The organism is Pseudogulbenkiania subflava DSM 22618 (assembly GCF_900177275.1).
GTDB lineage: Bacteria > Pseudomonadota > Gammaproteobacteria > Burkholderiales > Chromobacteriaceae > Pseudogulbenkiania > Pseudogulbenkiania subflava.
This window is the reverse complement of sequence record NZ_FXAG01000005.1, coordinates 1-15,284: the sequence shown is the minus strand read 5'-3', so window position 1 is coordinate 15,284 and position 15,284 is coordinate 1. Positions and strand designations below refer to the sequence as shown.

Annotated in this window: 12 protein-coding genes; 3 read left to right on the top strand and 9 right to left on the bottom strand. The window is 66.1% G+C overall.

Annotated features, from left to right (window positions below; all coding sequences use genetic code 11):
- The first annotated feature begins 422 nt into the window (after nt 1-422).
- From B9N72_RS06130 to aroQ, 3 genes are all read left to right on the top strand, one after another.
- The gene (locus B9N72_RS06130; protein WP_085275552.1) at nt 423-2,360 is read left to right on the top strand and encodes a bifunctional sugar phosphate isomerase/epimerase/4-hydroxyphenylpyruvate dioxygenase family protein; all 1,938 of its coding nucleotides are present in this window, start codon (nt 423-425) and stop codon (nt 2,358-2,360) included.
- A 91-nt stretch (nt 2,361-2,451) separates the two neighbouring features.
- Nucleotides 2,452-3,285 carry a shikimate dehydrogenase family protein gene (locus B9N72_RS06125; RefSeq protein ID WP_085275551.1) on the top strand — a complete coding sequence of 278 codons (834 nt, stop codon included), beginning with the start codon at nt 2,452-2,454 and terminating at the stop codon, nt 3,283-3,285.
- Between the two features lie 13 nt (nt 3,286-3,298).
- Nucleotides 3,299-3,754 (top strand): type II 3-dehydroquinate dehydratase, encoded by a 456-nt coding sequence (gene aroQ / locus B9N72_RS06120; protein WP_085275550.1) that lies wholly within the window; start codon nt 3,299-3,301, stop codon nt 3,752-3,754.
- A gap of 81 nt (nt 3,755-3,835) precedes the next feature.
- On the opposite strand, the gene B9N72_RS06115 is transcribed toward aroQ, so the two are convergent.
- The 9 genes from B9N72_RS06115 to B9N72_RS06075 form a co-directional block, all read right to left on the bottom strand.
- Nucleotides 3,836-4,582, bottom strand: a complete 747-nt coding sequence (locus B9N72_RS06115; protein WP_085275549.1) for a 4'-phosphopantetheinyl transferase family protein — start codon at nt 4,580-4,582, stop codon at nt 3,836-3,838.
- A 199-nt stretch (nt 4,583-4,781) separates the two neighbouring features.
- Nucleotides 4,782-5,798: an NAD(P)-dependent oxidoreductase gene (locus tag B9N72_RS06110; protein WP_085275548.1), complete on the bottom strand. Its 1,017-nt coding sequence runs from the start codon at nt 5,796-5,798 to the stop codon at nt 4,782-4,784.
- 22 nt (nt 5,799-5,820) lie between these two features.
- A complete protein-coding gene (locus B9N72_RS06105) occupies nt 5,821-6,843 on the bottom strand; it encodes a TauD/TfdA family dioxygenase (RefSeq protein WP_085275547.1) in 1,023 nt (340 codons plus the stop codon).
- 212 nt (nt 6,844-7,055) lie between these two features.
- Nucleotides 7,056-9,563: a non-ribosomal peptide synthetase gene (locus tag B9N72_RS06100; protein WP_085275546.1), complete on the bottom strand. Its 2,508-nt coding sequence runs from the start codon at nt 9,561-9,563 to the stop codon at nt 7,056-7,058.
- A gap of 1 nt (nt 9,564) precedes the next feature.
- Complete coding sequence (locus tag B9N72_RS06095; protein ID WP_234985892.1) at nt 9,565-12,024, bottom strand: Pls/PosA family non-ribosomal peptide synthetase; 2,460 nt, start codon at nt 12,022-12,024, stop codon at nt 9,565-9,567.
- Nucleotides 12,025-12,038: 14 nt separating this feature from the next.
- The gene (gene sbnB, locus B9N72_RS06090) at nt 12,039-13,052 is read right to left on the bottom strand and encodes a 2,3-diaminopropionate biosynthesis protein SbnB (protein WP_085275544.1); all 1,014 of its coding nucleotides are present in this window, start codon (nt 13,050-13,052) and stop codon (nt 12,039-12,041) included.
- Nucleotides 13,053-13,063: 11 nt separating this feature from the next.
- Nucleotides 13,064-14,095 (bottom strand): 2,3-diaminopropionate biosynthesis protein SbnA, encoded by a 1,032-nt coding sequence (sbnA, locus tag B9N72_RS06085; RefSeq protein ID WP_085275543.1) that lies wholly within the window; start codon nt 14,093-14,095, stop codon nt 13,064-13,066.
- A gap of 413 nt (nt 14,096-14,508) precedes the next feature.
- The gene (locus B9N72_RS06080; protein WP_085275542.1) at nt 14,509-14,925 is read right to left on the bottom strand and encodes a cupin domain-containing protein; all 417 of its coding nucleotides are present in this window, start codon (nt 14,923-14,925) and stop codon (nt 14,509-14,511) included.
- Nucleotides 14,926-14,954: 29 nt separating this feature from the next.
- Nucleotides 14,955-15,284, bottom strand: a 330-nt coding sequence (locus tag B9N72_RS06075) for a carboxymuconolactone decarboxylase family protein (protein ID WP_085275541.1), incomplete at its 5' end; no start/stop codon positions are given.

Below are 15,284 nucleotides of genomic sequence, written 5' to 3'. Positions count from 1 at the left end.
TGACCATCGCTCGCCCCGGATGGCGCCGAAGGCAATGCGCCTGGGCCTTGCAGCGCTCGCGCTCACCGCACCGGGGTGAAAACGACACGCTCGTGGGGCACGCACAAAGCTATAGCAATTGTCCGAATACAGAACATATAATCGACTATCGAACAAAACTCCACCTCAGCGAAGGCGGAGACTATCCTGAGAATCTGTTCACGATCTGTCGCGAGCCGCCCTCAGCGGGGTGAACGCAGCGCAGGAACCGGAATGTGCTGGAGTACATGAGGATTCCTGATCGCCAAGCGAATCTCTGCGTGCACATCTTCGATGTGCCCGGCGAAAGATTCGCACGCAGTGCACATAAGCCCCGATCAGGGTGCGCGGCACGATCGGGAACGGGTTCGGAGAAATACGCTCATTTCTTGAGAGGACCGACCATGCAGCATTCCATTGCCACGGTGTCGCTGAGCGGCACGCTGCCGGAGAAGCTCGAGGCGATCGCCGCCGCCGGGTTCGACGGGGTGGAGATTTTCGAGAACGACCTGCTGTACTTCGAAGGCTCGCCGCGTGACGCCAAGCGCCTCTGCGACGACCTCGGGCTCAAGATCATGCTGTTCCAGCCGTTCCGCGACTTCGAAGGCGGCCGCCGCGACAAGCTGCAGCACAACCTCGACCGCGCCGAGCGCAAGTTCGACCTGATGCAGGAACTCGGCACCGACCGCATCCTGGTGTGCAGCAGCGTGCAGCCCGACGTAATCCGCGACGACGCCGTGATCGCCGACGACCTGCACCAGTTGGCCGAACGCGCCGCCAAGCGCGGCATCCTGGTCGGCTACGAGGCGCTGGCCTGGGGGCGTTACGTCAACTCCTATCGCCACGTGTGGGACATCGTGAAGGCGGTCGACCACCCCAACCTCGGCATCATCCTCGACAGCTTCCACACCCTGTCGATCAAGGACGACCTGTCGCGGCTATCGGAGATTCCCGGCGACAAGATCGTGTTCCTGCAGATGGCCGACGCCCCGGTGCTGGCGATGGACGTCATGGAGTGGAGCCGCCACTTCCGCTGTTTCCCCGGCCAGGGCGAGTTCGACCTGCCAGCCTTCCTCGCCCCGATCCTGCAAAGCGGCTACCACGGCCCGCTGTCGCTGGAAATCTTCAACGACGGCTTCCGCGCCGCGCCGACCCGCATCACCGCGGCCGACGGCCTGCGCTCGCTGCTCTACCTGGAAGAAACCACGCGCCAGGCGCTGCAGGCGTCTTCGGCCAACCTTGAGAACGCGAAAAGTGCCGAGGCGCTGTTCGCGCCGCCCGCGCCGTCCCGCTTCGACGGCGTCGAGTTCCTCGAATTCGCCGTCGACGACGACGCTGCGCGCCGCCTCGCCACGTGGTTCCAGAAGCTCGGCTTCGCCCATGCCGCACGCCACAAATCGAAGAACGTCGACCTGTACCGCCACGGCAGCGTCAACCTGATTCTCAACGCCGAGCCCGACTCGTTCGCCCACGCCTTCTTCGTCGCCCACGGCCCCTCGCTGTGCGCGGCGGCGTTCCGCGTCGACGACAGCCGCGCCGCGCTGGAGCGCGCCAAGCTGTACCGCGCTCGCCCGTTCGAAAGCCGCGTCGGCCCCAACGAGCGCCAGATTCCGGCGGTGCGCGCCCCGGACGGCAGCCTGCAATACCTGGTGGACAAGGGCCTGGACGGCCGCTCGATCTACGACAGCGACTTCGATCCGCTGCCGGGCGGCGTCGCCGCCGCGGCACGCACCACGCTGTCGGCCATCGATCACTTCGCGCTCGGCCTGCCGGCCGAAACGCTGGATACCTGGTCGCTCTATTTCCGCGCCGTGTACGGCTTCGAAGCCGAGCACGAGTGGGTGCTGCCCGATCCGTACGGCCTGGTGAAGAGCCGCGTGCTGCGCAGCGCCGACCGCACCATCCGCATCCCGCTCAACATCTCGGAAAACCGCAACACCGCCATCGCCCGCTCGGTGTCGACCTACCGCGGCTCCGGCCTGCAGCACGTCGCCTTCGCCGCCGACGACATCTTTGCGGCGGTGGCGGCGGCGCGCGAGGCCGGCCTGCCGCTGCTGGAGATTCCACGCAACTACTACGACGATCTGGCCGCGCGCTTCGACCTGGAGCCGGCGTTCATCGCACGGATCGCCGCCGCCAACGTGCTGTACGACCGCGACCCGGACGGCGGCGAGCTCTTGCACGTCTACACCGAGCCGTTCGAGGAACGCTTCTTCTTCGAGATCATCGAACGGCGCGGTGGCTACCAGCAGTACGGCGCGGCCAACGTGGCGGTGCGGCTGGCCGCCCTGGCGCAGACCCGCGCGCGCGCCGGCCAGCGCGGCGCGAGCTGGGCCGACTGAGCCCCGACAAACGACAGCGCCCCCATGCAGGGGGCGCCATGACCAACCACCAGCGTGTTCATGAATAATCAAACAATGGAGGAGTGACTCGATGATTAGCGGCAAAACCACCCTGATCGCCCACCTCGGCTACCCGACCGAAGCCTTCAAGGCGCCGATGATTTACAACCCGTGGTTCGAGAAACAAGGCATCGACGCCGTGGTGGTGCCGATGGGCGTCAAGCCCGACGACTACGCGGTCTTTCTCAAATCGCTGTTCCGGCTGCGCAATATCCGCGGCGCGCTGGTGACCATGCCGCACAAGATCACCACGCTCGACCTGGTCGACGACGCCACCCCGACCGCCAAAATCGCCGGCGCCTGCAATGCCATCCTGCTGCGCCCGGACGGCACCCTGCTGGGCGACCAGTTCGACGGCGCCGGTTTCGTGCGCGGCGTCGAGCGCAAGGGCCGCAAGCTGGCCGGCACCCGCGTGCTCGTGTCCGGCTGCGGCGGCGTCGGCTCGGCCATCGCCGCGTCGCTGGCCGCCGCCGGCGTGGCGGAACTGGCCCTGTTCGACACCCGCGATGCCCAGGCTATGGCCCTGGCGGGGCGCCTCGCCGAGCACTACCCGCAGCTCGTCATCACCACCGGTTCCAACGACCCGGCCGGTTACGACGTAGTGGTCAACGCCACGCCGGTGGGCATGAACGATGACGATCCGCTGCCGTTCGACGTCTCGCACATCGCCCCCGGCACCTTCGTTGGCGAGGTGGTGATGAAGTCCGAATACACCCCGCTGCTGCGCGCCGCGATGGAAAAGGGTTGCCAAGTGCAGGTCGGCACCGACATGCTGTTCGAGATGATTCCCGCCTACCTGGAGTTCTTCGGCTTCGGCACCGCCACCCCGGACGAACTGCGTGCGGTATCGCAGATCACGTATTGAACGAGGACGAACGATGAAAAAAATTCTGGTACTGAACGGCCCCAACCTGAACCTGCTGGGGACGCGCGAGCCGGCCCAGTACGGCCACACCACGCTGGCCGACGTCGAGGCGATGTGCAAGGAAACCGGCGAGCGCCTGGGCTACGAAGTGGAATGCTTCCAGAGCAACTGGGAAGGCGCCCTGCTCGACAAGGTCCACGAAGCCGGCCAGGCGTTTCGTGACGGCACCCTGCTCGGCGTCGTCATCAACCCCGGCGCGCTGACGCACACCTCGATTGCGCTGCACGACGCCATCAAGGGTGTCGGCGACCTGCCGGTGATCGAAATCCACATCTCCAACGTGCACGCCCGCGAGTCGTTCCGCCACCACTCCTACGTCTCGCCGGCCGCCGCCGGCATCGTGGTCGGCTTCGGCGTCACCGGCTACATCCTGGCGATGGAAGGGCTGGTGCGCAAACTCCAGGGCTAAGGGGCTTGCGGGATTGATCAGGCCGCGACAGGCCGCCCCGCGCCAGTCACCAAGACAAGCCATGACAGCGATGATGCGTTGTCATGGCTTTTGTGCGTTTTCGACGGATTCCGCCATGTCCCACTGGCGTTCACTCACGCTCCAGCCACGCCCCTCGATGGCCAGCGCCCCGATATAACCCGGAGCCGGCTGGAGCGTATACAGCGACCACGGCCTTGCCGGAACGATCTCGCCGGAAGCGCCGTCGAGGTCTGCCGGCACCTCATCCGGATCGGTCGTCAGGGGGACGGAAAAACCATCCAGCTGCCCGGCAAGGCCGTTGCCGCAGGCTTTCAGGTACGCCTCCTTCTTGGTCCAGCAGGCGAGAAAGGCATCGGCGTAAAGCGGTTCCGGGAGCGCACTCAGCTGGTCGGCTTCGGCCGCCGAGAAGAAATAGCGCGCGATGTCGGCGTAATCGGATTGCGCCCGGATGCGTTCGAGATCGATGCCGAGCCTGGCGTCGGCGGCGATGGCGACGAGGGCCAGATCGCCCGAGTGGGACAGATTAAATGCCAGCCGGCCGTCGAATTCAGGGCTGAGGCCCGGTTTGCCGAAGGCGTTGCACACGTAGCGTACCCGGTCGGCCGGGGTCTGAAGATAGCTCCCCAGGAGCGCACGCAGCACGCCATGCGCGACGACAAAACGCCGGCGATCGCGCTCGAAGCGAAACCGTGCGCTACGGCGGCATTCGTCATCAGAGAGCGTCGCCTGGAGGCGCGCCGAGGTTTCAGGAGAAACGTCCAGACGGGCGCGCCAGACATGCACTTCATGGGAGGGTAATTGACACATTCCGGTCTCCGATGCCGTGCCGAGAACCTGCTCACGATCTGTCGCGAGCAGCCCTCAGCGGGGTGAAGAGCAGCGCAGGAACCGGAATGTACTGGAGTACATGAGGATTCCTGATCGCTGAGCCAATCGAAGATTGGCACGCAGAGCACATGAGCCTCGATCAGGGATGCGCAGCAAGATCGTGAACAGGTTCTGAGCGCTACAGCTGCTCCAGCAGGATCTGAGCGATCTCCACGCCGATCCGGGCCTGGGCCTCCCGCGTCGAGGCGCCCAGGTGCGGCGTGCAGATGACATGAGGATGGCGGGCGAGCCGCAGGTCACGGGGCGGTTCCCCGGCGAACACATCGAGGGCGGCCCCGCGCACCTTGCCCGACTCGAGCGCCGCGAGGAGCGCCTCCTCGTCCACCAAGCCGCCGCGCGCGCAATTGACCAGCAGGACCCCCTCCTTCATGCGCGCGAACTCCTCCCAGCCGATCACGGCGCGCCCCTCCTCGCTCGGCGGGGTGTGCAGCGAGACCAAGTCGGCACGCGCCAGGAGTTCCTCGAGCGAGAGCAGTTCGAGCCCCTCGAAGCGGCCCACGGGCTCGGCGGCCTTGTCGGCCCCGACGACGGCCATGCCGAGGGCCGAGGCACAACGCCCCAGGGTTCCCCCGATCCGGCCGACACCGATGATGCCGAGCGTCTTGCCCGCCAGCTCGATCCCGTCCGAGAACGCCTTCTTCGGCCAACGTCCCGACTTCACGGCGGCATCGGCCTGTGGAATCCGCCGCGCCAGGGCGAGGAACAAGCCCAGGGCCAGCTCGGCCACCGAGCCGGTCGAGGCCTTGGGCGTATTCAGTACCGCGATGTCCCGCGACGCCGCGGCAGCGAGATCGATGTTGTCGGTACCGACCCCGGCGCGGACGATGACCCGCAGCCGCCGCGCCGCCGCGATCTGCCGCGCACCGAGCCGCGTGGCGGAGCGCACGACGACGGCGTCGTAACCGCCGATCAGGGTCTCCAGCGCCTCGGGCGACAGTCCGTCCTTCTCGTCCACCCCGAGCCCGCCAGCGCGCATCCGTTCGATGGCCACCGCGGGGATCGGGTCACAGACCAGGACACGGGCACGGTCCACCGGGAGAACGGCTTCCCTTTCCGACTGGCGGCTCGGTCTCTGCTCGACATCCCAGAACACCGGCTCATCCTGCAACAACGTCTCGAATTTTCCTGCTGACATTTGCAAGCTCCTTTGGTCTTCGTCAATCGCCGGCCACCTCGATGGTCGGCGAGCATTCCGCCACGTTCAGCGCGTCGGCCATGCCGACCAGTACCTCGCGCGGCCCCTCGAAGCGTTCCCTGGCGTGCGCGGTGCGGATGTTGTCCACCAGCATCAGGTCGCCGGACTGCCAGGCGTCGCGCACGGTGTGGGCGGTGTAGACCTCGTTGATCGTTTGCACGATGTCCGGGCCGATCGGGTCGCCGTTGCCGAAACGGGTATTGAACGGCAGCCCGTCCTCGCCGTAGACGTCCACCAGGTACTCGCGCACCTCCGGGTCTATCGTCCACTCGTTGAGGAAGGCGATCTGGTTGAACCAGCAGCGCTGGCCGGTACGCGGATGGCGCACCACGGCGCTGCGGCGCTGCCAGGTGCGCAAGGCGCCGCCGGGCTGCCACTCGAAGCGGATCGCATGCGCTCGGCAGTAGCTCTCGACGGCCTGGCGCTCGTCGCTGCCGAAGGCTTCGGCGATCGACGCCCCGATATCGTCGTTGTAGTTGCGGACCAGCAGCCACCCGAGCCGCTCGAAGCGGTCGACCAGATCCGCCGGCAGCGCTGGCCCTATCACCGTCTCGTCGGCCAGCGGCGTCGCGCCCTCCCCGGTAGGCGCGGTGAGACAGGCGAACAGCATGAGGGAGGGGAATTCGAGCGCATAGCTGAGCTCGTGGTGCATGCACATGGGCTGGCTGGGCGGCCACTTCGAGGAGGAATAGAGCCCATCGGCGTAGCGCTGCCGGGTGGCGAACGCCTCCCGCTCGATCATCAGGCGGCCCAGTTGCCGGAACACGACGCCCACCTCCTCCACGTCGCGCAAGCCGAGGCCGCGCACCAGCAGCGCGCCGTGTTCGACGACGGCGGCGCGCAGTTCGTCGCGATGCTCGGCGACCCAACGGCCTGCATCTCCGCTGGCGTCCGCCTGCACCAGCGGCGGCTTGCCGGATCGCAGCGCCACATCGAGCGACGAGGTCGGCGTTGAAGACGATGCGGTTGCAAAGAGTGATGACATTTCGGATTACCTCCTTTGCTGACTTGGTGGTGGCTGAAGGGCTGCCCTTCTGAGAACCTATTCACGATCTTGCTGCGCATCCCTGATCGAGGCTCATGTGCTGCTCGGAATCCTCATGTACTCCAGTACATTCCGGTTCCTGCGCTGCTCTTCACCCCGCTGAGGGCTGCTCGCGACAGATCGTTAACAGGTTCAAGCACAGCCCGCCCCCGCTACGCCGACCGCGCGTCCACCAGGCCGGCCAGATCGGCGAGCACCGGGTGATCCGCCAGGTCCTTCACCGACACCGCGCGGTTCAACTTGATCGCCAGCCGCAGTGCCGACAGCGAGGTGCCGCCGAGTTCGAAAAAGTGAGCCGCCCGGCCCACCTGCTCCGGCGGAATGCCGAGAATCTCGGCCCAGGCGGCCGCCAGCCGTTGCTCGGTCGGCGTGCTGGCGTGCTCGCCATCGGGTTTGGCCAGGCCCAACTGGCCGGCGAGCGCCGTCAAGGCCTTCCGGTCGATCTTGCCGTTGCCCGTCAAGGGCAGCGTTCTTTGCCAAAGAAACGCCGACGGCACCATGTACGTGGGCAGCGACTCGCCAAGCTGCTTCTGCAGCGCGTCGGCATCGAGCTGCCGCTCGCCGGAATAAAAAGCCAGCAGGCGCTTGCCGCGGTCTGCCCGCTCGGCGACGACAACCGCGCCGTCCCGCACGCCCGGCAAGCGCAACAGCGTGTTCTCGATCTCGCCCAGCTCGATCCGGAAGCCGCTGATCTTGACCTGCGCATCACGGCGGCCGAGGAACTCCAGCTTGCCTTCGGGCAGCCAGCGGCCAAAGTCGCCGCTGCGGTACAGCCGCTGCCCCGGGCGGTTCGGGTCGGGCATGAAGGCGCGTTGCGTGCGCTCCGGATCGTTGACGTAGCCGCGCCCGACACAGATCCCGGAGAACACGATCTCGCCCGGCGCACCGAGCGGCACCGGCGACAGCTGCTCGTCGACGACGTAGACATGCGCATTGTTGACGGGGCGGCCGAGCGGCACGCGCTCGCGGCAGGGCACGCTGTCCATCACCTCGTGATTGGTGTCGTCGGAGGTCTCGGTCAGCCCGTAGACATTCACCAGCCGGATACCGGGCTGGGCCGCGAACCAGCGTTGCGTCAGCTCCTTCTTCAGCGCCTCGCCGGTGACCGCCACGCAGCGCAGGTCCGGCAGCGCGCGCGGGTGCTGCTTCAGCTCGCTCAGGACGACGTCGAGATAGGACGGCACCACCTGCAGCACGTTGACCCTGGCCTCGACGATCTTGTCGACAAAGCGCCTGGCGTCCAGGATCGTGTCCTGCTCCACCAGCAGCGTCCGCCCGCCGACCAGCAGCGCCGACACCAGCTGCCACAGCGAGATATCGAAGCACTGCGGCGCCGTCTGCGCGACCACCGTTTCGGCATCGATGTTCAGGTCGTCGATCTTGGCGAACAGGTGGTTGAGCATGCCGGCGTGCTCGCACATCGCCCCCTTCGGTTCGCCGGTCGAGCCGGAGGTGAAGTAGATGTAGGCGAGCTGATCGGGCGTGACCTCGACCCCGACATCGCCGTCGGGAAAACCCGCCGCCCAGGCCGCGTCGATGAACAATTTCTCGATGCCCTCGGGGATTCCGGTTTGTGCCTCGAGCGCCTGATCCAGCATCCCGGTGCTGCCGCGTTCGGTCAGCACCAGCCGGCAATCGGCCCGGCTGAGCGTGCGCGCGATGCGGTCGGCGGGGAAGTGCGGCTCGATCGGCAGGTAGGCGCCACCGGACTTGAAGATGGCGAGCACCGCGCTCAGCCAGTCCAGGTTGCGCTCGGTCACCACGGCGACCACGCCTTCACGGCCCAGGCCGTGCGCCAACAGCATCCGTGCCAGCTGGTTGGCGCGCGCATTGAGCTGGCGGTAGGTCAGGAGCCTGTCGCCGTGCACGGCCGCCACGGCGTCCGGGCGCGCCCGCGCCTGCGCTTCGAACAGCTCGTGCACCCGCCGCTCCGGCAGCGTGCGCGGCGGCCCGGCGAGCCCATGCAGCTGAAAATGCCGCTCCTCGGGGGACAGCAGACTCTGCCAGGCGTGCTCGGCATCCGGATCGGCCACGAGAGCCGCCAGCGCGGCGAGGTGATAGCCGGCGATTCTGGTGGCGCAGTCGCCATCGATGACATCCGTCCGGAACCGCAGCCGCAGCGCGAGCCCCTCGTCTTGCATCAGGGCGATACGAAGCACGATGCCGTCGTCCAGCTCGGCACCGCCCGCCGGGGTGGTGTCGAACACGGTTTCGAACACGGGCTCGGTGAGGCCCAGTTCGCGCCTCAGCGCCTCGACCGGAAAATGCAGGTGCGACAGCAGTGCCGCCTCCGCTCGCGCGGTTTCCAGCAGCACCTGCCGCCACGACCGGGGCCCGAGCGACATGGGGAGCGGCAAGGGCGGGCCGCCCGGCACGGCGTAGCCGGTGGTCACCTCGCTCTCACCGCACAGCGCGCCCAGCACCTTGGCGTGCGCGGTCAACAGCACCGAACTGAGCGGTACCGCCAGCCCATCCACCAGCCGGTACAGTGCCGTCACGAGTTCATCGGGAATCGCTGCTTCCACTTGCCCGACACCGGGCACCGGATCGAGGGTCCAGCGCGGCAGCACGGCGAAGCCGCCGGCGAGCAGGACATCGCGCCAGAACGCCCGGCTGTGCTCGGCCGTGGCGCCGTCTTTTCGTAATGCGATAGGGTTCATCTCAGATCTCCCTGGCCGGGTTCCCGCCCCACTGCGCGTTGGCGGGCACCGTCTCCCCCTTCATGAGGAAGGAATCCACGGCGAGTGCCGAACCATCGCTCATCGTCACCCCGTAGTGCACGAAGGCCCCCATTCCGAGCGTGCAGCCAGCGCCGAGCGCGGTATGGCCGGACTTGTAGGTCCCGTCCTCCTGCGAGTCGCACTGGATCTTGCTGCGGTGATTGAGAACGCATTCGTCCCCGATGGTGGTCAGGGTCGGCTCGGAAATATGGGTACCGTCATCGAACACCCGCTTGCCCATGCGCACCCCGATCAACCGCCACAGCACACTCTTGAAGGGCGTGCCGTCGAAGATGTGGAGGAAGTTGATCGGATGCAGCTTCCAGTTGCGCTCGACCCACCAGAAACCCGGGTCGTAGATGGAACAGATGGCCGGCGGTGGCGGGCCGAGCGCTTCGAAGCCGCGCTCCACCAGGGCGTAGTAGACCGCGGCGACCACCGCGCTCAGCGCGAAGAGCGCCGCCATGAGCGCATGGGCGAACACGTCGTAGAAAAACCGGATGGCGGCCACGTCGATGAGCACGATCAGGAAGACCCCGACCCACCGGGTCAGCAGGAAAATACCGATCGTCCGCAGGTTGAAGCGGTTCTTGGCGGCCAGGCCGCGCCGCATCGCCTCACCCGTGCGCAGATGATCGAACCGGCTGTCGCGCTCGACCGAGCGCGGAATCTCGAAGGGCGGCGAACCCAGCAGGCCCACCCCCTCGCGCACCTTGCCGTCGAGCGGCACCATCACCTTGATCGCGAGCAGGCAGTTGTCGGCCGTCCTCGCCCCCGGAGGGTAGGTCACGTAGTTGCCCACAAAATTGCGCGACCCGATCGCCGTCCGGGACACCTTGAATGAGGTGCTGGAGATCTCGTCGTTGATCAGGTACAGGCCATCGGAGACCATCGTTCCGCTGCCCACGGCGGTGAGCACCGGGTTCGTGGTGATCACCTCGCTGCCGAAATTCGATCCGGTCTGCACCACGGGTGACAGGCGATAGCCGATCCACCCCAGGAAGTGGACGATGTACGAACTGTCGCCGAACAGCACCGGGAAGAACCTCAGCCTGCCCAGGCCCGCAATGGCGCGATGCATCGCGTAGCGGAAGCCATAGAGCGGGTAGACCGTGTCCGGCTTGAGGAACAGGTTCAAGACGCGCGGAAGGGTGCCGACGGCCAGCAGGCCGACGAACAGCATGCCGAAGAAGAAGACGGCAGAGAACACCAGCGTCTCGGTCAACAGCCCTCGCGCCGTCAACACCCCGCTGCTCGTTTGCAGGCCCGGGTCCAGCGCCTCGACCAGCGACGACACCTGGAGGAACAGCAGACCGAGGCCCCACTCCAGGAACGGCGCCCACACAAAGAGGACGATGATCAGGGTCAAGGCGGCATACACGGCTCGACGCAGCCAACCGCACGGCGCCGGCGCCACTCTCACATAGTTGGTATCGGTGCGCTGTGCCGGGGAACCATGCCAGCGCTCGCCGGCCGGCACCGACTGGCCACGGTGCAAGGCGGAAGAATGGCCGAGCTGCGCCCCATCGCCCATCGCCGTGTCGATGTCGAGCACGGACATTTCACCGACAAACGCGTCCCGGCCCAACGTCACCGGCCCGATCTCGAGCCGGCCGGCCTGCGCCCGGTAGCAGAGGAATATCGCCTCCCGGCGGATCACGGTTCCCGCGCCGATCGTGAGTAGGTCGGTGCACACCGGAATGTGCCGCGACAGGATCACGACCCCCGGCCCGATGTTCGCGCCCAACGCCCTCAGATAGAAATTGTACAAGGGCGAACCGACGCACAAATAGACGCCGGGGTTCGACCAGATCAGGGCCTTGACCACCCAGAAGCGAACATAGCCCAAGCTCCAGAGCCGAATCTGCTGCGGCTTCCAGCGGCCGATCAGCAGCCACTTCACCGCGATCGGCAGCACGCTCACGGCGAAGAAAACCACGCTGCCGAACAGGGCCAGGCGTAGCGCCTTCTCGACGCCCACGGCATCGGCCACCAGCCACTGATAGCCGGCAATGGCGGCGATTACGCCAAGGTAGGAATACCCGAGGTAGAACAACGCTTGCAGCACACCGCACAAAACATGCTCGCGCGCGCTGGTCGGCGTCGCCGGCGCCAACGCTGCCGCCGTCGGCGGCTTGCCCGCGACGGGAGCCGCGTCCGCCAGCGCCGCGGCCAGGCTTCTGATCGTCGGGTGCGCGTAGATATCCTTCATCGATACCGACGGCAGGTCGCCGCGCTTCCTCAGCCGCGCGCAGAAATGGGCCATCACCAGCGAGTCGGCGCCCAACTCCTTGAAAAAGTGACTATCGGCTGACACGTGGTCGACATCCATGACCCCGGCCAGCACCTCGGCGAGGATGCTCTCGGTACGTATGGCGGTCCCGCCGTGCTGATCCGCCATCGTCGTTGCGGCCCTCATCGTACGACCTCGTAGAAGAAGTCGGACAGACGCAGGTCCTGGCCGGCGGCAACCGCCTGGTCGTACACCCACTTGCCGACCGCCAGGTCGAGTATCCCCATGCCGAATGGCGAAAAGATGATCGGGCGGCGGCGATCGACCGAGCGCTTCCCGAGCATGACTTCGGCCAACGTACCGGTCACGAAATCGCGGTTGCCCGTCTGCTGCAGGGCAAGATGAGGAGAGGTGTTGGCCTTCATGACGTGCTCGACATCGTCGACCACGTTCTGCGCACCCAGAAGTATCCCGGGCGCGAGGTCGCGCAGGGAGATGTGCAACACCAGCGGGTTCTGCTCGAACAGGGTCACATCAGAGATGTGGGGCTCGGAGGCGACGGTGGCGAAAACGATCAGATCGCAGGCCCTGATCAGCCCCTCCACGTCGGGGGCCACCGTCACCCTGCGGTGCCGCTCGGGGTGGCACGCCGTCTTGATGAATTTCTCGCTCTCGAGCGGCGAGCGATCGTACAGCCGCACCTCCTCGATCTCCCACCCCGTATCGACCAGGAACTCGTAGATGTAGCGGGCGATGAACCCGTTACCCACGATGCCCAGCGAGCGTGCGCGGCGCGATTGGCCGTTCAGCCAGAACGCGGCCAAGGTGGCCGACGCCGCGGTGCGCGAGGCCGAGATGATCGAACTCTCGAGAATGGCGAAGGGATAGCCGGTGTCGTAGCTGTTAAGGACGAGCACCGCCGAAGCGCGAGGGAAACCGCGCCGGACGTTGCCGGGAAAGCTCGCGATCCACTTCAACCCGGCCACGTCGAAGCCGTCCCCGAGATAGGCCGGCAGCGCGATGATGCGGCAATCGGGCTTCTCGGGGAAACGCAGAAAGTAACTGTCCGGGTTGACGGAATGCCCGTCAGCATGCGCGAGGTACGCGTTCTGGACGATCTCGACACAGTCGTCGCGCCGGGCGCGGATGATGTCGGAAACGGTCTTGCCGTTGATGATAGACAGCTCGAATTCCATGACATTCTCCTCTACTCCAGCCTGGCCGCCCACGCGGGGTCGTATACCGTGTCGAGGTAGGGCGTGCCACGGTCGGCGCACAGGAACAACACGGTAGGCCGCCCGGATTCCGTCATCTTCGGCGCCAGCCGCTTCACCGCCGCGAACGCCGTCCCGCTCGACCCGCCAACGAACAGCCCATGAGTCGTGAGGAGCTCCTGGCACGCTTCAACGGTTTCGCGCTCGGGAATCAAAACCACTTCGTCAATTTCCGCCTCCGCCACCAAGGGCGGGACGATGCTCGAGCCGAGGCCGGGAATATGACGTTTGCCCGGCGCGCCACCGAAGATGACGGAGCCTTCGCTATCGACGCCGACGATCTGGACCTTCGGGAAATGCTCCTTGAGACGGCGCGATACGCCGGCGATGGTGCCCGCCGTGCTGACGGCAATGAAAACATAATCGAGCGTGTCGAAATCGGCGCAGATCTCCCCTGCCGTGAGCTCGTAGTGCGCTTCCAGCGCGTCAGGGTTGCCGTACTGGTTGGTCCAGTAGGCATTTGGAATCGTGGCGCACAGATGCTTCACCATCTGCAGGCGGGTCTTGAGGAATCCGCCGGTATCGTCACGTTCCTCGACCTTCACCACCGTCGGGCACAAGCGCCGCAGGAAGGACTCGTAGAGGCCCGAAATGTTGGGGTCGATCACCGGAATGAATTCAAGGCCGACCAGGTGTGTGAAGGTAGCAAGCGCATTGGCGAAGTTGCCGGACGAGGACTCGATCACCGTCGTCGCTTCATTGATCTGCCCGCGCTCGGCGGCGCGTTTGAGTATCCAGTAAGCGGAGCGGTCCTTGATGCTCCCGATCGGGTTGACATACTCGAGCTTGGCGAAAAGATTCATCCCCGCCACGTCCAATCGCACATTGGGGGTGGGGCGCAGGGTCTTTCCGAGCATGTTGAGGCGGGAGGCAAGACGGGACGCGGGCTCCCGGCCTACCGCCGGGGGCTTTTCCGATCCCGCGGACCTACTCCGCGCGAGGACCTCGTTGGCTGGCAAACGCATGATATGACTCCTCTGGCAAGGCCGGACAAGGAGTACCACGGCGTTGGTGCTGGACCGAAGTGGACGCGCGGGCAGGAATGTAGAGGCACAGCGTCCCCTCAGCTGTGAAGCTGCCTTCTACACCCTTGGGGATGCGCTAAATGACTTTGTTGCTGGCGAGGTGGCGCTCCTCGAATAGCGAGGAACCCATGCGCTTATTTGAACGGGCCTTCGGCCCCCACCATTGCACGTACAGACGGTAACGTCTCCATTGAGCGGTGCGATGCGGTGGACTTACTTAAGTCCGACTGGCACCGGCAACGCAAGTTCCCGCTCGCGCCAGGCCATTCGAACGCAAACGCCCGGGCTGCGCCACTCCGCCCAGGCAAACGGGCCATCGCCGTGCTGGCGATGGCCCGTTGTCTTTGCATGCTTCAGTTCGCGTAGGGGGTCGTCAATTCCGCCTCGCCCGTATCCACCACGAACACCGCGAGGAGCTTGGCTGGCTGCGTCTCGCTGGCATTCGCGCTGACGGCGTGGCGGTCGCCGGGCATCTCGGCGAAGTTCTGCCCGGCCATGTAGACCGTCACCGGCCCGCCGTTCACTTGGCTCTTGATCGCCCCCTCCAGCACCGTCGCATAGATGAAGGCGGACTTGGCATGCATGTGACCAGGCGAGTAGCCCCCCGGGCCGTACTCAACGAGTACCCCCTTGATGCTCTTGCCGGGAGCATTCGGCAACTCGTGCTGGTAGACGAGGGTCACCTTGGCGTTCTTCGCCGACGGCGCCTCCGCAAGGGCGCTGCCGAACGGTAGGGTGGCGAGCAGCAGCGAACAGAGAATGCGTTTCATCGAACCTCCTGGCGGGACGACTTGCCCTGTTATGCCGGCATCTTGCGGAACGCGATGGCGTAGCGGTTCCAGCCGTTGATAGCCACGATCAGCAGCGTCAGATCAGAGATCTCGGCGTCGGTGAAATATGGCTTGACCGCCTGCCACGTCGCGTCCGGCACGTGGTCCTGCGCCACCAGGGTCAGCGACTCGGTCCACTCCAGCGCGGCCCGCTCGCGGTCGGTGAAGAACGGCGTTTCGCGCCATGCCGACAAGGTGGCGAGACGGCGCTCGCTCTCGCCGTTCTTGCGCGCATCGGTCACGTGCATGTCGAGGCAGAAGGCGCAGCCGTTGATCTGCGAGGCGCGCAGGCGCACCAG